The organism is Agrobacterium sp. DE0009 (assembly GCF_007680755.1).
Lineage (GTDB): Bacteria > Pseudomonadota > Alphaproteobacteria > Rhizobiales > Rhizobiaceae > Agrobacterium > Agrobacterium tumefaciens_B.
The window spans coordinates 74,364-94,102 of record NZ_VEIU01000002.1 but is presented as its reverse complement, the minus strand read 5'-3'; the positions used below and the strand labels follow the sequence as shown (position 1 = coordinate 94,102).

General features: G+C 59.7%; 17 protein-coding genes. 14 read left to right on the top strand and 3 right to left on the bottom strand.

The window, feature by feature from the left end; genetic code table 11:
• Positions 1 to 3: 3 nt before the first annotated feature.
• The 12 genes from FS804_RS09905 to FS804_RS09850 all read left to right on the top strand — a co-directional run bounded on the left by FS804_RS09905 (position 4) and on the right by FS804_RS09850 (position 12,530).
• Positions 4 to 1,644 (top strand): ABC transporter substrate-binding protein, encoded by a 1,641-nt coding sequence (locus FS804_RS09905; protein WP_144576453.1) that lies wholly within the window; start codon positions 4 to 6, stop codon positions 1,642 to 1,644.
• An 18-nt stretch (positions 1,645 to 1,662) separates the two neighbouring features.
• The gene (locus FS804_RS09900; protein WP_004445291.1) at positions 1,663 to 2,730 is read left to right on the top strand and encodes an ABC transporter permease; all 1,068 of its coding nucleotides are present in this window, start codon (positions 1,663 to 1,665) and stop codon (positions 2,728 to 2,730) included.
• The gene (locus FS804_RS09895) at positions 2,727 to 3,659 is read left to right on the top strand and encodes an ABC transporter permease (protein ID WP_144576452.1); all 933 of its coding nucleotides are present in this window, start codon (positions 2,727 to 2,729) and stop codon (positions 3,657 to 3,659) included. Before FS804_RS09900 ends, FS804_RS09895 begins: the two co-directional genes overlap by 4 nt.
• The gene (locus FS804_RS09890; RefSeq protein WP_144576451.1) at positions 3,656 to 4,492 is read left to right on the top strand and encodes an ABC transporter ATP-binding protein; all 837 of its coding nucleotides are present in this window, start codon (positions 3,656 to 3,658) and stop codon (positions 4,490 to 4,492) included. The genes FS804_RS09895 and FS804_RS09890 overlap by 4 nt, the downstream gene beginning before the upstream one ends.
• Complete coding sequence (locus tag FS804_RS09885) at positions 4,489 to 5,238, top strand: ABC transporter ATP-binding protein (RefSeq protein ID WP_144576450.1); 750 nt, start codon at positions 4,489 to 4,491, stop codon at positions 5,236 to 5,238. Before FS804_RS09890 ends, FS804_RS09885 begins: the two co-directional genes overlap by 4 nt.
• Positions 5,239 to 5,405: 167 nt before the next feature.
• Positions 5,406 to 6,308, top strand: a complete 903-nt coding sequence (locus tag FS804_RS09880; RefSeq protein ID WP_144576449.1) for a LysR family transcriptional regulator — start codon at positions 5,406 to 5,408, stop codon at positions 6,306 to 6,308.
• 186 nt (positions 6,309 to 6,494) lie between these two features.
• Entirely contained in the window at positions 6,495 to 8,030 is a 1,536-nt protein-coding gene (locus FS804_RS09875) for an ABC transporter substrate-binding protein (RefSeq protein ID WP_144576448.1), read from the top strand.
• A 193-nt stretch (positions 8,031 to 8,223) separates the two neighbouring features.
• Positions 8,224 to 9,174 carry an ABC transporter permease gene (locus FS804_RS09870; protein ID WP_144576447.1) on the top strand — a complete coding sequence of 317 codons (951 nt, stop codon included), beginning with the start codon at positions 8,224 to 8,226 and terminating at the stop codon, positions 9,172 to 9,174.
• Positions 9,171 to 9,992 carry an ABC transporter permease gene (locus tag FS804_RS09865; RefSeq protein WP_186376751.1) on the top strand — a complete coding sequence of 274 codons (822 nt, stop codon included), beginning with the start codon at positions 9,171 to 9,173 and terminating at the stop codon, positions 9,990 to 9,992. The genes FS804_RS09870 and FS804_RS09865 overlap by 4 nt, the downstream gene beginning before the upstream one ends.
• A gap of 56 nt (positions 9,993 to 10,048) precedes the next feature.
• On the top strand, positions 10,049 to 11,443 hold the full coding sequence (locus FS804_RS09860) for an amidase (protein WP_144576446.1): 1,395 nt from the start codon (positions 10,049 to 10,051) through the stop codon (positions 11,441 to 11,443).
• Positions 11,444 to 11,540: 97 nt separating this feature from the next.
• Positions 11,541 to 12,107, top strand: a complete 567-nt coding sequence (locus FS804_RS09855) for a DJ-1/PfpI family protein (RefSeq protein ID WP_186376750.1) — start codon at positions 11,541 to 11,543, stop codon at positions 12,105 to 12,107.
• A gap of 72 nt (positions 12,108 to 12,179) precedes the next feature.
• Complete coding sequence (locus FS804_RS09850) at positions 12,180 to 12,530, top strand: ribbon-helix-helix domain-containing protein (RefSeq protein WP_065117712.1); 351 nt, start codon at positions 12,180 to 12,182, stop codon at positions 12,528 to 12,530.
• Between the two features lie 38 nt (positions 12,531 to 12,568).
• On the opposite strand, the gene FS804_RS09845 is transcribed toward FS804_RS09850, so the two are convergent.
• The 3 genes from FS804_RS09845 to FS804_RS09835 form a co-directional block, all read right to left on the bottom strand.
• Entirely contained in the window at positions 12,569 to 13,489 is a 921-nt protein-coding gene (locus FS804_RS09845; protein WP_144576445.1) for an ABC transporter permease, read from the bottom strand.
• Positions 13,482 to 14,492 (bottom strand): ABC transporter permease, encoded by a 1,011-nt coding sequence (locus tag FS804_RS09840; RefSeq protein WP_144576444.1) that lies wholly within the window; start codon positions 14,490 to 14,492, stop codon positions 13,482 to 13,484. The genes FS804_RS09845 and FS804_RS09840 overlap by 8 nt, the downstream gene beginning before the upstream one ends.
• Positions 14,493 to 14,633: 141 nt before the next feature.
• Positions 14,634 to 16,343 carry a peptide ABC transporter substrate-binding protein gene (locus FS804_RS09835; RefSeq protein WP_144576443.1) on the bottom strand — a complete coding sequence of 570 codons (1,710 nt, stop codon included), beginning with the start codon at positions 16,341 to 16,343 and terminating at the stop codon, positions 14,634 to 14,636.
• A gap of 306 nt (positions 16,344 to 16,649) precedes the next feature.
• On the opposite strand from FS804_RS09835, the gene FS804_RS09830 reads away from it, so the two are divergent.
• Together FS804_RS09830 and FS804_RS09825 are read left to right on the top strand one after the other, a co-directional pair.
• The gene (locus tag FS804_RS09830; protein WP_063946969.1) at positions 16,650 to 17,813 is read left to right on the top strand and encodes a M20 aminoacylase family protein; all 1,164 of its coding nucleotides are present in this window, start codon (positions 16,650 to 16,652) and stop codon (positions 17,811 to 17,813) included.
• A gap of 47 nt (positions 17,814 to 17,860) precedes the next feature.
• The gene (locus FS804_RS09825) at positions 17,861 to 19,711 is read left to right on the top strand and encodes an ABC transporter ATP-binding protein (protein ID WP_144576442.1); all 1,851 of its coding nucleotides are present in this window, start codon (positions 17,861 to 17,863) and stop codon (positions 19,709 to 19,711) included.
• Positions 19,712 to 19,739: the final 28 nt, after the last annotated feature.

Here is a 19,739-nt window from a genome sequence, read left to right as displayed (position 1 = left end):
CCTATGATCAAATCGCTCAACAAATCCATGCGGATCCTCAGCACCAGCGCTGCCCTGTCGCTGATGATGTTGTCTGCACCGCATGCTTTTGCCGCAACGCCAGCCGATACGCTGGTGGAAGGTTTCGCCATCGACGACATCATCACGCTCGATCCGGGTGAGGCTTTCGAACTGTCTGCTGCCGAAGTTACCGGCAACACCTATAGCAAGCTCGTTTCCATCGATCTCAACGACACGTCAAAGGTTGTCGGCGACCTCGCCGAAAGCTGGACGACTTCCGAGGACGGTCTGACCTATACATTCAAGTTGAAGTCCGGTTTGAAGTTCGCTTCCGGCAATCCGGTCACCGCTGACGATGTAGCCTTCTCGTTTGAACGTGCCGTAAAGCTCGACAAGTCGCCCGCATTCCTTTTGACGCAGTTCGGCCTCAAGGGTGATAACGTCACCGAAAAGGCGAAGGCAACAGACGCAAACACTTTCGTACTGACAGTCGACAAGCCCTATGCGCCGAGCTTTGTGCTGAACGTGCTCACGGCGACCGTCGCTTCGGTGGTCGACAAGAAGCTGGTGATGGAGAAGGCGAAGTCAGTCACGCCGAGCGCCGATTACAAATATGATACCGATTTCGGCAACGAGTTCCTGAAGACCGGTTATGCCGGTTCTGGCCCCTACAAAATCCTTGGCTGGAAGGCCAACGAAGCCGTCATTCTGGAGGCCAACCCGAACTATTACGGCGAGAAGCCGAAGCTGAAGCGCGTCGTCTATCGCCACATGAAGGAAAGCTCCGGCCAGCGCCTGGCGCTTGAAAATGGCGATATCGATGTTGCCCGTAACCTTGAGCCGGGTGACATGGAAGCCGTTTCCAAGAAGGAAGGTCTCGCGATTACCTCCGCGCCCAAGGGCACCGTTTATTACTTCAGCCTCAACCAGAAGAACGAGAACCTGAAGAAGCCCGAAGTCGTTGAGGCCTTCAAATATCTCGTTGACTACGACGCAATCGGCGCAACCATCATCAAGGGTATCGGCGAAATTCACCAGACCTTCCTGCCGAAGGGCCAGCTGGGCGCGCTCAACGACAATCCCTACAAGCTGGACGTTGCCAAGGCGAAGGAACTGCTCGCGAAGGCAGGCCTGAAGGACGGCTTCACGGTGACCATGGATGTGCGCAACACCCAGCCGGTGACCGGCATTGCCGAAAGCGTGCAGCAGACGCTGGCACAGGCTGGCATCAAGCTCGAAATCATCCCCGGCGACGGCAAGCAGACGCTGACGAAGTACCGCGCCCGCACGCACGATATCTACATCGGCCAGTGGGGTTCGGACTATTTCGACCCGAACTCGAATGCGGAAACCTTCACCATCAACTACGATAATTCGGATGAAGGCAAGAACAAGACGCTCGCCTGGCGCAATGCCTGGGATGTTCCTGATCTGACCAAGGAAACGCAGTCGGCTCTGCTGGAAAAGGATAGCGCCAAGCGCGCCGCCATCTATGAAAACCTGCAGAAGGAAGTCCTGGCGAAGGGTCCTTTCGTTATCATCTTCCAGCAGACGGAAGTTGCCGGTTACTCGAACAAGCTGAAGGGCCTGAAGCTCGGTCCGAGCTTCGACACCAACTACGTCTACACGATCTCCAAGGAATGATCCGGAAGGGTCGGTCTCTTGAGCATCGTTGAAGCAAACAGCCGGGCGAGGCAGGGCAAACGCCGTGCCAACGCCCGTGCGAAGGCCATTCTCGGCTTCGCCGTCACCGTCATCACCACCTTTCTGGGGCTGATGGCGGTCACATTTTTCATTGGCCGCGTTGTGCCGATCGATCCCGCACTGGCGATCGTCGGCGACCGCGCGCCTGCGCATGTGGTCGAGCGGGTGCGTGAGCAGCTCGGCCTCAACCTGCCGCTCTGGCAGCAGTTTTTTATCTATCTGAAGCAGGCTCTTTCGGGTGATTTCGGCACCTCCGTCCTCACCACCAATCCTGTGATGGAGGATATCAAGCGGGTGTTCCCGGCGACGATCGAACTTGCCACGATCGGCACGATCATCGGCGCCGTCTTCGGGATACCGCTCGGCGTTCTCGCTGCCGTGAAACGCGGCAGTTTTGCCGATCAGGTGGTGCGTGTCATCGGCCTCATCGGTTATTCAGTGCCGATCTTCTGGCTCGGCCTGCTCGCGCTGCTGGTCTTTTATGCCCGGCTGCAATGGGTGGCTTATCCCGGGCGTATGGACATCGTCTACGAATTCACCTTCACGCCGGTCACGGGCTTCTTCCTAATCGACGCGATCTGGCAGCGGCAATGGGACGTGTTGTGGGATCTTTTCCGCCACATCATCCTGCCGGCCTCTCTCCTCGGTTATTTCTCGCTGGCATATATCAGCCGCATGACGCGCTCCTTCATGCTGAACGAGCTCGCCCAGGAATATGTCGTTGCGGCCCGCGCCAAGGGGCTTTCGGAAACCCGTATCATCTGGTTCCACGCATTGCGCAACGCCGCCGTGCCGCTGGTAACCGTGATTGCGCTCTCCTATGCCGGCCTGCTGGAAGGTTCGGTGTTGACCGAAACCATCTTCGCCTGGCCGGGGCTCGGCCTCTACATCACCAATTCCCTGCAGAATGCGGATATGAATGCCGTGCTCGGCGGCACGATCGTGATCGGCGCCATCTTCGTCGGCATCAATCTCTTCTCCGATCTGCTTTACCGGACGCTCGATCCAAGGACGCGCAGCCGATGACGATTTCGACCGATACACTCAAACCCTACAGCCGCGAATGGCTGCTTTCCGACCGACCGGCGTCGCGCAGGCAGGCAAGGCTTGGTCGCGCCTATGTGATCTGGCGGCGTTTTTCTGAAAACCGGCTGGCGCTGCTCGGCCTTGGCATCATCATCGCGCTGCTGTTCGTGGCGATTTTTGCCAATGTGCTGGCGCCGCATAACCCGGTGCAGGGTGATCTGCGCAATGCCCGGCTTCTGCCGCCCGGCACTGCCGGCTATCTGCTCGGCACCGACGATCAGGGCCGTGATATTCTCTCGCGCCTCATTCACGGTTCGCGGCTGACCCTGTTCGTCGTCCTTTTGGTGGCCATCATCGCCGCACCCATTGGGCTCATCGTCGGCACCGTTTCGGGTTATGCCGGCGGCTGGGTGGATGCGGTTCTGATGCGCATCACCGATATTTTCCTCGCCTTTCCGAAGCTGGTTCTGGCGCTCGCGCTGGTCGCGGCCCTGGGGCCAGGCATTGAAAATGCGGTGCTCGCCATCGCGGTCACCTCCTGGCCGCCCTATGCGCGCATCGCGCGCGCCGAAACCATGACGTTCCGCAATTCCGATTTCATCGCCGCGGTGAAGCTGATGGGCGCGTCGCCCTTCCGCATCGTCTTGAAGCACGTGATGCCCCTTTGCATGTCGTCGCTGATCGTGCGTGTTACGCTCGATATGGCGGGCATTATCCTCACTGCTGCAGGCCTCGGCTTCCTTGGTCTTGGCGCACAGCCGCCGTTGCCGGAATGGGGCGCAATGATCGCATCGGGACGGCGCTTCATTCTCGATCAATGGTGGGTGGCTGCCATGCCGGGTATTGCGATCCTGATCGTCAGCCTCGGTTTCAACCTCTTGGGCGACGGTCTGCGCGATGCGCTTGATCCCAAGGAGGCGGCCCAATGAGTGCGTCTCTTCTGACGGTTGAGAACCTGGGCGTTTCTTTCCCGACCCGCACCGGGTTGGTGGAGGCGGTGCGCGGCGTGTCCTTCACGCTGGGGCGCGAGCGCCTTGGCATCGTCGGCGAATCCGGCTCCGGGAAGTCGCAGACTGGGCGCGCCATCATGGGTCTGACGCCGAAAAATGCCCGGATCGAGGCCGATACGCTGCGTTTTGGCGATATCGACCTGCTCAAGTCATCGGCCAAAGAGCGGCGGCTCATGCGCGGCAAGCGTATGGCCATGATCCTGCAGGATCCGAAATATTCGCTGAACCCGGTCATGACCATTGGCCGCCAGATCATGGAAACGCTGCGAACCCACGAAAAGATTGGCTCCGGCGAAGCGCGCCAGCGCACGCTTGCCATGCTGGAGGCAGTGCAGATCCGTGATCCCGAGCGCGTCTTCGATCTCTTTCCACACGAAGTTTCCGGCGGCATGGGCCAGCGCGTCATGATCGCCATGATGCTCGTCTGTGGCCCGGAACTGCTGATCGCCGACGAGCCGACATCGGCGCTCGATGTGACGGTGCAGCTGGAAGTGCTCGACATTCTCGACAAGCTGGTGCGCGACCGTGGCATGGGGCTGATCTTCGTCAGCCATGATCTCAGGCTCGTTTCCTCCTTCTGCGACCGGGTTCTCGTCATGTATGCCGGCAAGGTGGTGGAGGAGCTTGCTTCCGCTAACCTCAGGGAAGCGAAACATCCCTATACGCAGGGCCTGTTGAACTGTCTGCCGCAGATCGGCGGTCACCGGCACCCCTTGCCCGTTCTGGAACGCAAGCCGGAGTGGCGCGCATGAGCACAGTTCTTTCTGTCCGCGATATGGTGGTGGATTTCGATGGTTACATCGCGCTCGACAGTGTGAACGTCGATGTGGCCGAGGGCGAATCCTTCGGTATCGTCGGCGAATCCGGTTCCGGCAAGTCTACCTTGCTGCGCGCCATTGCCGGCCTCAACCATTTCGATGAGGGCTCGCTGATGGTGGCGGGGCGCTCTTATTCCAGCAAGCATCGTGACAAGAGCTTTTATCGCGATGTGCAGATGGTGTTTCAGGATCCCTATGGCTCGCTCCACCCCCGCCAGACGGTGGATGCGTTGCTTTTGGAACCGCTCGTCATCCATGGTCTCGACAATCGCGAGCAACGTATCGCGCGTGCGCTGGACGAAGTAGGCCTCGGGTCCGGTTTCCGCTTCCGTTATTCGCACCAGCTGTCCGGCGGCCAGCGCCAGCGCATCGCCATTGCCCGCGCACTGATCGTCGAGCCGAAGATCCTGCTGCTCGATGAGCCGACCTCGGCGCTGGATGCGTCCATTCAAGCCGAAATCCTGAACCTCCTGGAACAGGCCCGCAAGGATCGTAACCTCACCTTCGTCATGGTCAGCCACGATCTCGGCGTCATCAGCCATATGTGCGATCGTCTTGCAGTGATGAAAAGCGGCAAGGTGGTGGAAATGCTGGAGGCCGAGGCGCTGGAAAGCCGCAAATTCACCGCGGATTATACGAGGCAGCTGCTGGTGGCGAGCGAGGGTTTCAAGCGCGCTTGAGGTGCCGCTATAGTCGGGTCAAATGACATCCTCCGTCATTCCGGCCTTGAGCCGGAATCCAGCGACCGCGCGGTCCGAGACTCTATTGCGATCAATGACTTGATCGCGCTGGATGCCGGGTCAAGCCCGGCATGACGGACTGTGTCGGCCAAAACAAGGTACCCCTCATGCAACTGCGCGCCCTGATGTATTTCGACGAACTCGTCCGCACCAATTCCATGCGCGCCGCAGCGGAAAACCTGAATGTCGCGCCGACGGCGGTGAGCCGGCAGATCGAAAATCTCGAATATTATTTCGGCTCGCCCCTGGTGGAGCGTTCGAGCCGTGGCGTGAAGCTGACGGCGGCGGGTGAGCTGCTCGCCGCCCGTGCCGGCAAAACGCTGCGCGAACTCGACCACGTACACCAGCTGATCGACGATCTGAAGGGCTTGCAGCGGGGTCGGGTGACCATTTACGCCAATGGCGCGACGGTCGCGAACCTTCTGGCGCCAGTGCTGGCGCAGTTCAGTCTCAAATACCCCAAGCTCCGTTTCGAGGTGCATATTACCAGTGCACGCCAGGCCCTGGAGGCGCTGGGCGCTGCCGAAGCGGACCTGGTCGTCAGCCTCTTCGCTCCAAAGGTTGCCGGAGTGAAGGTGCGTTCGCGAACCCGCATCAATTACGATGTGATCTTTCCCGCCGGCCATGCGCTTGCTGGTCAACCTGAGGTCTCTCTGAAGGAGCTGGCCGGGCTGCCGCTTGCCCTGCCGGACAAGAGTTTTGCCGCGCGGCAGGCCTTCGATACCCTTTTCGCCGAGGCGGGTATTGAACTTGACCCCGTTTTCATCACCAGTTCGCTGGAAATGCTGAAAGAGCTGGTTCTGGGCCACGCCGCTGCCACGCTTTTACCGGCGCTTTCGGTGGCGCGGGAAATCCGCAGCGGGCAGATGGTCGCCGTTCCGCTCTCCGGCAAAAAGGGTATCCATACCCAGATCGACCTCTGTGTGGCGCCGGACAGGCAACTATCCTTCGCCGCTTCCAAGCTCGCGGATTTCATTGAGCGCTTCATGCGTGAGGTGACGGCAGGCTGAGCCGAGACGCTCCCCGTATTTCATCCGGAAAGGTTGATTTCCACCCGCATTTCCGTGTAGCCATTTCAGCTACACGGAGCACACAAAAATCATGATTGTGTGTGCGCCTGCAACATGACACTCTTTTTGCAACGGGTGGTCTTTGGAAGGGCAAAAATGCCCCGGCCGCCAGACAGGGGACTAAGGATGCCACGTACCAATCTTTCGCAGGCGGCAAAGCTCTCGCGCCGTACCGCGCTGGCGCTTGCTCTCTGCACGGCGCTCTGGCTGCCGCTTTCGGTTGCGGAGGCGCAAGCCGCGCCGAAAACAGCTTTGACGCTTGGCATGACGGTGGAGCCGACCGGTCTCGATCCGACCATTGCCGCTCCCGTCGCCATCGGTCAGGTCACCTGGCAGAATATTTTCGAAGGTCTCGTCACCATCGACAGCAAGGGCAAGGTGAAGCCGCAGCTAGCCGAAAGCTGGGAAATTTCCCCTGATGGCAAGACCTACACATTCAAGCTGCGCAAGGGTGTCACCTTCCATAACGGGGAGGCGTTCGATTCCTCGGTCGCGAAGTTCTCGCTGGACCGGGCGCGCGGCGAAGCCTCCGTCAATCCGCAGAAGCGCTTCTTTGCGTCAATCGACAGCATCGAGGCACCGGATGCCGGCACGCTGGTGCTGAAGCTGAAGCAGCCCGCCGGCAGCCTCATCTACTGGCTCGGCTGGCCGGCATCCGTCATGGTCGCTCCCAAGAGCGCAGAGACGAACCGCACCACGCCCGTCGGCACCGGCCCGTTCAGATTCATCAGCTGGGCCAAGGGCGACAAGGTGGAACTGGAGAAGAACGCCGCCTATTGGGACAAGGCCGTGTCGGTAAAGCTGGAAAAGGCGACGTTCCGTTTCGTCGCCGATCCGCAGGCGCAGGCAGCGGCACTGAAGGCGGGCGATATCGATGCCTTCCCGGAATTCGGCGCGCCGGAACTGATGATCTCGTTTGACGGCGACAAGCGCCTTGGCACCTTCGTCGGCAATACCGAACTGAAGGTCGTGGCCGGCATGAACAGCGCCCGCAAACCCTTCAGCGACAAGCGCGTACGCCAGGCGTTGATGATGGCGGTGGATCGCGGCACTGTCATAGAAGGTGCATGGTCCGGTTACGGCACGGCTATCGGCAGTCACTATACGCCGAATGATCGCGGATACATCGATACGACTGGCGTTCATCCCTATGATGTCGACAAGGCCAGGGCGCTGCTTGCCGAAGCTGGGTATGCCGACGGTTTCAGCTTCACCATCAAGGCCCCGCAGATGGCCTATGCCCAGCGCACCTCGCAAATCCTGCAGGCGATGCTGGCCGAAATCGGTGTCACCATGACCATCGAGACCACGGAATTTCCGGCCAAATGGGTGGCGGATGTCTTGAAGGGGGCGGATTACGACATGACCATCGTCGCCCATGCCGAGCCGATGGATATCGATATCTACTCCCGTGATCCCTATTATTTCAACTACAAGAACCCGTCCTTCAACGAGGTCATAGCCAGCGTCGAAAAGACCGCGGATGCCGGTGAGCAGGAAAAGCTTTATGGCGACGCCCAGAAAATCCTCGCCGAAGATGTGCCGGCGCTGTTCCTGTTCGTGATGCCGAAGCTCGGGGTCTGGGACAAGAAGGTGAAGGGGCTGTGGGAAAACGAGCCCATTCCTTCGAATGTGCTGACGGATGTGCATTGGGAAGAGTAGGGTTTGCCAGTCGCCGTGTCCTCCGTCATGCCCGCCTTGATCCGGCATCTAGTCCAGTCCAAGTCGTTGGGCTGAAAAGACTCTTTTCGCCGCGCAGACGCGCGACGGCTGGATTCCGGCTCAAGGCCGGAATGACGGGGACGAGAGCGGCGGACGCCAAAGCAAACAGAACCACGCAAGGAGAAGGTGCCAGATGTTAGCCGTCCTCATCCGGCGTCTCGTAAGCCTCGTCATCACGCTGTTTGCCGTCTCGCTTATCATCTATCTTGTCATGGGCCTCCTACCGGGTGATCCCGCCGCCATCATGCTCGGAACTTCGGCCAGTCCGGATACGCTCGCCGCGCTGCAGAAGCAGATGGGTCTCGACCAGCCGCTGCTGCTGCGCTACATCCACTGGCTGGGTGGCGTCTTCCGCGGCGATCTCGGACAATCCTATACCTATGGCGTGCCCGTGTCGGGCCTGATCGTCGAGCGGCTGGCCGTCACGCTGCCGCTTGCGCTGCTTGCCGTCTGCCTGTCCGTTGCCATTGCCATTCCGCTTGGCGTGGCGGCGGCGAAGAACCGCAACGGGGCGGTGGATTTCGCGGCCGGGCTGTTTTCCCATGTGGGCATTGCCGTTCCGGGCTTCTGGGTCGGGCTGCTGCTGATCATTGTTTTTTCCACCACGCTCGGCTGGATGCCATCAGGTGGGTTTCCCGGCTGGAGCCCAAGCGTTTCGGCAGGTCTCATGGCGCTGGTTCTGCCGGCAATCGCCCTGGCACTGTCGCAGGCCGGCGTTCTCACCCGCGTCTGCCGTTCCGCCGTGCTTGAGGTGATGAACGAGGATTTCGTGCGAACCGCCCGGGCCAAGGGCCTGAGCGAGCGGGTGGCGCTGTGGCAACATGCGGTGCCGAACGCGATGATCCCCGTCGTTACCATGATCGGCCTGCAATTCACCTTCCTCATTGCGGGTGCGGTGCTGGTGGAAAATGTCTTCAACCTCCCGGGCCTTGGCCGGCTTGCCTATCAGGCACTGACGCAACGGGATATCGTCGTGATGCAATCCGTCGTGCTGTTCTTCTCGGCGCTGGTCATCATCATGAATTTCGTGGTCGATATAGCCTATCTCTTCATCGACCCGAGACTGCGGGCAGGTGCGCGATGATGCGATTGATCCGCCGTCGCCCGGCCTTCGTCGTCGGCATTGTCGTCACGGCCTTTCTCGTCGCTGTCGCACTGTTGTCACTGGTCTGGACACCGGTCTCGCCCACCAAGATGCAGATCGTGCAAAAGCTGAAATCGCCTTTCGTTTATGGCGGTCTCGGCACGGATCATTTCGGCCGCGATGTGCTCTCCATGTTGATGGCCGGTGCGTGGAACTCGCTCTCCACCGCCATCGCCGCCGTCGCCATCGGTGCCCTTATCGGCACGGCGATCGGCGTTACGGTCGCGGCCCTGCGCGGCTTTACCGAAACCGTCGTCATGCGCGTCTGCGACATCATCTTCGCCGTGCCGCCGATCCTGTCGGCCATGATGCTCGGCGCATTTATCGGCACGGGGCGCTTTACCGCCATCATCGCCATCGCCACCTTCATGGTGCCGGTCTTTGCGCGACTGACGCTGGGGGCGGCCTTACAAATCTGGGCGCGGGAATACATCACCGCCGCCACCAGCATCGGCCAGAACCGCGCCAAGATCACGCTGTTCCATATCGTGCCGAATATTTCCAACCAGATCATCGTGCAGGTGACGATCCAGCTCGGCCTGGCGATATTGACGGAAGCAGGCCTTTCCTTCCTCGGTCTCGGCATGCCGCCCCCCGCCGCCACCTGGGGGCGGATGCTGGCGGATGCTCAGACCTATCTCGGCGCGGCGCCCTGGCTCGCCATCATGCCCGGCCTTGCTATCGCGCTTGCTGTCTTCGGCCTCAATCTTCTCGGCGATGGCCTGCGTGATCTGCTCGACCCGCGCGATACCAGCTGATCGCTTCAAGCCGATACGGCCGCAATTTCCTGTTTTTATGACGAGAAGACGATGCCATGACCGATCTCATAGACCTCAACACGCTTGAAATCCTGGCGCTTTACCGGGAAAGGAAGCTGTCGCCCTCGGAATACTGGCAGGCGGTGGAAGCGCGTATCGAGGCTTTCGAGCCCGTCGTGAACGCGCTTTATGCCTATGACCCGGAAGATGCCCGCAGGCAGGCAACGGCCTCGACGCAGCGCTGGCACAGCGGCGAAACGCTCGGTCCGCTCGATGGGCTTCCGGTCTCGCTGAAGGAACTCATCGCCACGAAAGGCCACCCTGTGCCCCTCGGCACAAAGGCGGTGGAGCTTGTCCCGGCGCTGGAGGACGCCCCGGTTGCTGCCCGTTGCCGGGAAGACGGTGCGATCCTCTATGCCAAGACGACCTGCCCGGATTACGGTATGCTCTCCTCCGGCCTTTCCAGCTTCCACAAGCTTAGCCGCAACCCGTGGGACCCGAGCCAGAACCCTGGCGGCTCCAGCGCCGGCGCGGCCTCGGCGGGCGCTGCGGGTTATGGCACGTTGCATATAGGAACGGATATTGGCGGTTCGGTGCGGCTGCCGGCAGGGTGGACAGGGCTGTTCGGCTTCAAGCCAAGCCAGGGCCGCATCCCGGTCGATCCCTTTTATACCGGCCGCTGCGCGGGGCCGATGACTCGTACCGTTGCCGACGCCGCTTATGCCATGGCAACGCTCTCCCGCCCGGACTGGCGGGACGGTACGTCGCTGCCACCCAACACAATCGACTGGATGGATCTCGATATCGATGTGAAGGGCCTGAAAATCGGCTTGATGCCGGATGCCGGCTGCGGCCTTCCTGTGGATGGAGAGGTGCGTGACGCGGTGGTGGCGGCAGCGAAGCTGTTCGAACAGGCGGGCGCCATCATCATTCCCGTCGAGCCGGTGCTGACACGGGATATGCTGGATGGGCTGGATGACTTCTGGCGGGCGAAATTCTGGGGCGACATGGTTGCGTTGAGCGCGGATCGTCGTGCCGCGATCCTTCCCTATATTCACGAATGGGCGGAAAAGGGTGCTGATGTTTCCGGCGCGCGTGCCGTTTTCGGCTTCAACCAGACCATGGAAATGCGAAAGGTCTGCGGACGGTTGATGCAGTCGGTTGATGCGGTGATTTCACCGACCAATCCCATCGTCTCCTATCCGGCCGACTGGGCATCGCCTACCAACGATCCTGCACGGCCCTTCGAACATATCGCCTTTACCGTGCCGTGGAACATGTCGGAACAGCCGGCATCCTCGATCAATTGCGGTTTCTCGGCATCCGGCATGCCCATCGGATTGCAGATTGTCGGCCCGCGTTATGAGGATCTGTTTGTGCTCCGGCTTTCGAAAGCGTTCGAGAATTGGGGCGGCGGTGTCCGGCGCTGGCCGGAGCCGCCGGCCGGCTGATATCACCTTTGTTCGGCATGTAGTATTGCCATAATACCCGCATCTCGATCCCAACTGTTAGGGTGCCCAAAGGCATTCGAAAACGGGAGGAGCAGACATGCCGAAGAAGATTTTGATGATCACCGGCGATTTTGCCGAGGATTACGAGACCATGGTGCCGTTCCAGACCTTGGCTGCTGTCGGCCACACGGTGCACGCCGTCTGCCCCGGTAAGAAGGCGGGCCAAACCATCGCCACGGCCATCCACGATTTCGAGGGCGACCAGACCTATTCGGAAAAACGTGGCCATAACTTCGCGCTAAACGCCACCTTCGCCGATATCAAACCGGCGGATTACGATGCGCTGGTCATTCCGGGCGGTCGCGCGCCGGAATATCTGCGGCTGAACGCCGATGTGCTCGCGGCGGTGAAACATTTCTTTGAGGCCGACAAGCCTGTTGCGGCCGTCTGCCACGGCGCGCAATTGCTGGCAGCGGCCGGCGTCCTGAAGGGCCGCACCTGTTCCGCCTATCCGGCCTGCCGCCCTGAGGTGGAACTGGCCGGCGGCACCTACGCGGATATTGCGATCGATGCGGCGGTGACGGACGGGAAGCTGGTGACGGCGCCCGCGTGGCCCGCCCATCCGGCTTGGCTGTCGCAATTCATGGCCGTGCTTGCCAAATGAGACCTGTGGAACGGGGCTTTTGCCAGCCCCATTTTTCCGCCTATCTTTTGAGGCGTGGTGAGGGAGGAAACCATGTGCAAACTTTTCATCAAGGCAGACCCCACGCTTTGGGAAAGCCATACGCGGTCGCTCCGGATCGACGGCATGGTGACCAGTGTGCGGCTTGAGAACTTCTTCTGGACGACGCTGGACGAGATCGCGCGCCGCGATGGCATGAACAGCGTGCAGCTGATCGCCAAGCTTTACAATGAATCGATCGATGCCGGGCACGATCTCGGCAACTTCACCTCGTTCCTGCGGGTCTGCTGCGGGCGTTATCTCGCGCTTCAGCTTTCCGGCGATATTCCGGCGCGGACAGATATTCCGATTGCGGCGCTGGATGCGGACAGCATTCTCGATGCTGAAAAGGTGAATTATCATTGACGACGGATACGCGGCGCGGGGATGCGCCGCGCGTCTCTTCAGTTCTTCAACGCCCGCGGATCGAGCGCATCGCGCACGGCGTCGCCGATGTAATTGACGCTCAGAACCGTCAGCGAAATCGCCAGCCCCGGCCATAACACGCGCGACGGTGTCAGTTGCAGGAAATTGGCCCCGTCGAACAGCAGCCGTCCCCAGGTCGGGAAATCCGACGGGAAACCGAGGCCGAGGAAGGAGAGGGCGGATTCGGTGATGATGGCAGATGCGATGCCGAGCGTGGCCGAGACCATGATCGAGCTCAGCACGTTCGGGAGAATATGCCTGATGATGATGCGATATTCGCGCATGCCGCTCGATTTTGCCGCCATGATGAATTCCTGGCTTTTAATCGTCAACACGTCGCCACGCACAATGCGCGCCGTGTGCATCCAGCTGGTGATCCCGATCACGAAGACGATAAGGATGAAGATGCCGGTCTCCGGCCCGAAGGCCGCACGCAGCGTATCGCGGAACAGCAACAGGATCACGAGCAACAGCGGCAGCAGCGGCAGAGCCAGGAACAGGTCCGTCAACCGCATCAGCGGTCCATCAAGCCGGCGGAAATAACCTGAGAGAACACCGACCAGCGTGCCGAGAAACAGCGCCAGAAGCATGGCAGTGATGCCGACGGCGAGCGAAATGCGTCCGCCCGCCAAAACCTGTGCCAGCATGTCCTTGCCGAGATTATCGGTGCCGAAGGGATGCGCCAGCGACGGCCACTGGTTGCGCTCCCTCACATTGATGGCGTTGGGCGCGACGGTGTGGATATAGGGGCCGACATAGACCGCGAGCAGGATGAAGATGAAGACGACAAGTCCGGCCACGCCGCCCTTGTGGGCGTGGAACTGCTTCCAAATATCGGCGAGTGCGGATTTGACTGGCGTGGCCGCAACTGTCGGCGCTGCGATGGTGGCATCAGTCATAGCGGATCCTCGGGTCGAGAATGCCGTAAAGCACGTCGGCAATCAGGTTGAAGAGCACGATCAGCACCGCAAAGATGAATGTCAGCGTCTGCACCAGTGGAATATCCGCACCCTGAACGGCCGTTATCAGCAGTTGACCAAGGCCGTTCACGCGGAAAATCTGCTCGGTGATGATAGCGCCGGAAAAGATCGTCGGTACACCGAGTGCGATGACGGTCACGACAGGGATCAGGCTGTTGCGCAGAACGTGAACCAGCAGAACGGACTTTTCCTTCACGCCCTTGGCGCGCGCGGTACGAACATAGTCCTGATGCAGATTGTCGAGCATGGAGGCGCGCACGAAACGGCTGATCTGCGAGACGTTGTAGAGTGTCAGCACCAGAACCGGCAGGAACATCTGCTTCACCTGCGCCACGAAGCTCGCCCAGTCCATGACCTGCAGATTGGTATCGTAGACCGAAGGAAACCATTGCAGATAGGAGCTGAAGATGACGACCAGCAACACGCCCGTAAAGAAAGTCGGCACCGAATAACCGATCATGGAGATGAAGGTGCCGATCTGATCGAAGATCGAATATTGCTTATAGGCGGAGATGACGCCGATCGGGATCGCCAGAAGCGCGCCGAAGAGATAGGCGAGGCCGACGACCCAAAGTGTCTGAGGCATGCGCTGGATGACGAGATCGACCACGGGGCTGCGTGTCGCCCATGAGAGAACCCGCGTGCGGCTGCCATCGCCGATCTGCCAGCCGGTCAGCTTTTCGAAGAGGTTCAACGGTTCGTTGATGAAGAACTGCTGCAGCCACATCAGATAACGGATGAAGAAGGGCTCGTTAAGGCCAAGCGAGGCGCGGATCTGTTCGCGCACTTCTGGCGGAATGGTCAGCGGCAGGTCGCCGGTCGGGTCGTTGGGCGCGAGATCAAGCAGCGTGAAGATGACGAAGCTGATGACGAGTAACGTCGGTACGGCAAAGGCAAGCCGTCGGAGCGTAAAGGTAAACATCTGAAACTCTCCAGACCCGGAGCGCGGCGCGACAAAAAGAGAGAGCTTTTCCGCAATGACGCTGCAACCGTGTCTTCAGGTCATGGTCCAGGGGGCATGCAAAAGGCCGGCCCCTGCAACAGAAGCCGGCGCATCCGCGTGTTACTTCTTGCGGGACCAGTCCGCGACGTTCCAGAGTTCCGAATCCCAGGCATTCATTCGAACACCTTCGAGCGTCAGCGAATGCGAGGAGACGTTGCCGCGGTGGATGAGCGGAATATGCGCGCCTTCTTCCGTCAGCATGTCGTTCAGCTGCTTGGCGATTTCTGCGCGCTTGGCGAAATCCGTCGTCTTGGAGAGCACGCCCACCAGCTTGTCGAATTCCGGGTTGCAATAACGCGGCACATTCTGACCCTGCCAGCCGTTCGATGGGGCGGGAATCTTGTCGCAAAGCCATTCCGCGAGATATTTTTCGGGGTCTGTGCCATCGAAATTGTTGGTGTACATTTCAACGTCGGCGTAGAACTTCTGGAACGTGTCCGGGCTTGCCGGATCGCCGCCGAAGAAGACCGAGGCGCTGACATTGCGCAGTTCAGCCGCAACCCCGATCTGCGACCACATGTCCTTCACCAGTTCCTGCGCGGCCTGACGAACGGAGTTGGTGGAGGTCTGATAGAGGAAGGAAAGCTTCACGCCATTCTTGGCGCGGATGCCGTCTGCACCCTTCACCCAGCCCGCATCGTCCAGCAGCTTGTTTGCGCCTTCGATATCCTGCTTCAGGCACCAGCTGTCGTTCTTGGTGGAAGCGACGGCTTCAGGCGCGGGCACGATGTTGCAGGTCGGTTTGCCTGCTTCGCCATAACCTGCTTCATCGATGATGTCGCGGTCGATGGCAAGCGAGAGGGCACGACGGACGGCCGGGTCGGACAGGGCCGGATGAGGACCGGCTTCTTTGGTGGAGCGCTTGTCTCCGAGAGCAGGATCGGGGTTGTACCAATTGAGGTTGATGCGCTCGACCTGGGTGCCGAAGGCGGTTTCCAGCTTGCCCTTGCCGGCGGCGACCATGGTCGCCAGAATCTCCGGCTCCACCTGCATGTTCCAGGCATAGTCGAATTCACCGGTCTCAAGAACGGCCCGCGCAGCGGAGGCCGCATCGCCGCCGCCCTTCAGCGTTAGCGTGGCGAAGGCGGGCTTGGCCGGGTCGCGATAATTGGGGTTGGCAACGTAGCTGACGACGTCGTTTGGCTTGAAATCCTTGACCACGAAGGGGCCGGTGCCGATGGGGCCGAAATTGGCGGATGTGCAGCCCGGGGCGGCAGCGCCAACGCAGTTTTCGAACTGCTTCTTCTGAATGACGGGTGATTGTGCGCCAACGAAGGCGGAATAGGGGTAGGGCTTCGGTTCGGTGAAGCTGACCTTGACCGTGTGGGCGTCGATGGCCTCGACATTCTTCACACCCTCATATTGCGCCGCCTGCGCGCAGCCGCCATCAGGCGCCGTGCAATATTTCCAGGTGAACACGACATCATCGGCTGTGAACGGTGTGCCATCGGACCATTTGACGTCGCTTTTCAGCTTCCAGGTCATGCTGAGCAAATCTTTGGCGACGCCGCCATTCTCAACCGTTGGAATCTCGCTCACCAACGTCGGAACCAGCTCGCCCTTTTCATCGTAGCGTGCGAGCGGCTCGATAACCACGGAGGAGCTGTAGATTTCTTTCGTGCCGCCTGAGAGGTAGGGATTGAGTGTCGATACGGCCTGCCAGAACAGGATTTTCAACTCGCCGTCACTGCCGCGTTCGGCATGGGCGGCAGACCCTGCCAAGGCCATAGCCGCCACCGTGCTGGCAAACAGAATGCTGCGCTTCTTCATGGTGATTTTTCCCCTTTTTGGATTTTATCTGTTTGAATGTTTGACGCTTTTCCCGTCGTCATCTGCAAGGTCTTTTGTTGTAAGTATTTGACTTTGCTTAGGAATAATCCTTCATTTCACGTGATGCTATTGTCAGTTTTTTTGAAAAGCAAGTCCAAAAGTCGTATTGATGAACAAAATTTGAGCCGCTCGACTTTTGGCCTATTTTTCGCTCACTTATTGAAATTCACGCTTGCAAAAGCGGAAATTCCAAACGCAATATGTCGTCCGACAACCCGGCGGGGAACAAAAAAAGGGAAAAACAGAATGCCGATATTGAACCGTGTGGCTGAAATGCAGGAAGACGTTGCCGGCTGGAGACGCCATCTGCATGAGCACCCGGAACTTCTCTATGATGTCTTCGAGACCTCGAAATTCGTGGCTGAAAAACTGAAATCCTTCGGCTGTGACGTGGTGGAAACTGGCATCGGCAAAACCGGCGTCGTCGGCATCATCAAGGGTCGGCACGGAGATGGCCCGACCATCGGTTTCCGCTCCGACATGGATGCTCTGCCAATTCTGGAGACAAGCGGGAAGCCCTGGGCTTCGAAGACTCCCGGCAAGGCCCATTCCTGCGGCCACGACGGGCACACGGCAATGCTTCTGGGGGCGGCGCAATATCTGGCCGAGACGCGCAATTTCAAAGGGTCTGTGGCCGTGATCTTCCAGCCGGCGGAAGAGGGGGGCGCGGGAGCGCTCGCCATGTTGAACGACGGCTTGATGGAGAAATTCGGCATCTCGCAGGTCTACGGCATGCATAATGAGCCGGGCATTCCTGTCGGCCAGTTCGCCATCCGCAAGGGCTCCACCATGGCGGCCGCGGATAGCTTTGAGATCGTCGTCACCGGCAAGGGCAGCCACGCGGCGGCTCCCCACCTTTCCGTCGATCCCGTTCTGACCTCGGCCTATATCATTATCGCGCTTCAATCCATCGTCTCGCGCGAGACGGACCCGTTGAAATCGCTGGTCGTCACCGTCGCCACCACCCATGGCGGCACGGCTTCCAACGTCATTCCCGGATCAGTGACACTTACGGGAACGGTGCGCACCCTGTTGCCGGAAACCCGCGACTTCGCCGAAAAGCGCCTGAAAGAAGTGGCGACAGCCACCGCCATGGCGCATGGCGCAACGGCCGAGGTGAAATACGATCGCGGTTATCCCGTCACCTTCAACCATAGTGACGAGACAGAATTTGCAACTGGTGTAGCGATGGGAGTCGCCGGCGCGAATGCCGTCAACACCAATCCCAACCCGCATATGGGGGCGGAGGATTTCTCCTATATGCTGGAAGCGCGCCCCGGCGCCTTCATATTCATCGGCAATGGCGATACCGCAGGGCTTCACAACGCGGCCTATGACTTTAACGACGACGCGCTGCCTTACGGCATCAGCTACTGGGTTTCGATGGCCGAAACCGCACTTGCTGCATAAGACATTCGGCGGCCTCGTGGCCGCCTTCTGCTTTTTTGGAGATCGGCATGCTTTTGGCGGCAACGTCCATGGAACAGACCGGCGGTTCGGTAACCCCGGTTCTGTCGGTTCAAAACCTCACCACGTCCTTCCGCGTCGATGGCGGCTGGAAATCCGTTGTGCGCAATATGAGTTTCGACATTGCGCCGCGTGAGACGGTGGCGATCGTCGGCGAAAGCGGTTCGGGAAAGAGTGTGACGTCGCTCTCCATCATGCGGCTGCTCGAGAAAAAGACGAGCCGTATCGAAGGCAAGGTCATGCTCGGCGGGCGCGACCTGCTTGCACTGCCGGAAGAGGAGATGCGCAAGGTCCGCGGCAAGGACATTTCGATGATCTTCCAGGAGCCGATGACGAGCCTCAACCCCATCTTTCCGATCGGCAAACAGATCGCCGAGGCGTTGACCGTGCATCAGGATATCTCGTCCTCGGCCGCCAAGGCTGAAGTCATTCGGCTGCTCGAGAAGGTCCGAATTCCCAATACAAAAAATCGGTTCGACGATTATCCGCACCAGTTTTCCGGTGGCATGCGCCAACGTGTGATGATCGCCATGGCGTTGGCCTCCAAACCGAAATTGCTGATCGCCGACGAACCGACAACGGCGCTTGATGTTACCATTCAGGGCCAGATCCTCGACCTCATCAAGCAGTTGCAGGAAGAGGAGGGCATGTCGGTTCTGTTCATCACGCACGATATGGGCGTTGTGGCGGAAGTGTCCGATCGTACCATCGTCATGTTCCGCGGCGATGTGGTGGAAACCGGTACGACGGACGATATCTTCCATCGCGGCCAGCACCCGTATACGCGCGCGCTGCTTTCTGCAGTGCCGATGCTTGGCTCAATGAAGGAAAGGGCACTCCCCGCCCGTTTCCCGATCATCGACATCAAGACCGGCGAAAGCCAGCCAGCAGTCGAGGTGAAAGATACCGTTGCTGGCGGCAAGACGCCGATCCTTTCGGTCAAAGACCTGACGACCCGATTTGATATTCGCTCAGGTCTTTTCGGTCGCAAATCCGGCGCTGTCCATGCGGTGGAGAAAGTCTCGTTCGATCTGGCTGAGGGGGAAACCCTGTCGCTGGTTGGCGAATCCGGCTGCGGCAAATCCACGACGGGCCGGTCTATCACGCGGTTGATCGAGCCGACTTCGGGCGATGTTACGCTCGACGGCTACGAGGTGCTGAAGCTCGACAGGATGACGCTGCGCACGATGCGCCGTAGCGTGCAGATGATCTTTCAGGATCCTTTTGCCAGCCTCGATCCGCGCATGAGCGTCGGCACGGCGATCATGGAGCCGTTCGTGGAGCATCGGCTCGGCAGTAAGCAGCAGGCACGTGACAAAGCCGCGGACCTGATCGAAAAGGTGGGCCTAAATCCGGATATGATGCGGCGTTTTCCGCACGAATTTTCCGGCGGTCAGCGCCAGCGTGTCGCCATTGCCCGCTCACTGATGCTCGATCCGAAGGTCATCGTGGCCGATGAGGCGGTCTCGGCGCTCGACGTTTCAATCAAAGCCCAGGTTTGCAATTTGCTGCTCGATCTGCAGCAAAGCCTGAACCTCGCCTTTCTCTTCATCAGCCATGACATGGCGGTGGTAGAACGCGTGAGCCATCGTGTGGCAGTCATGTACCTGGGTGAAATTGTCGAAATCGGCCCACGTGCGGCAGTCTTCGACAACCCGCAACATCCCTATACGAAGAAATTGATGTCCGCCGTTCCAGTGCCAGATCCCGCGCGGCGACAGATCAAGCGCAACATGGCGACAGATGAGATCAAAAGCCCGATACGGCCGGTGGACTATGTGGCACCTGAACGACGTTATCGGGAAGTTTCGGCCGGGCATCTGGTGCAGGAGGCGGCATAATCGATGGTGTTCCTCATCAGCGAGGGCG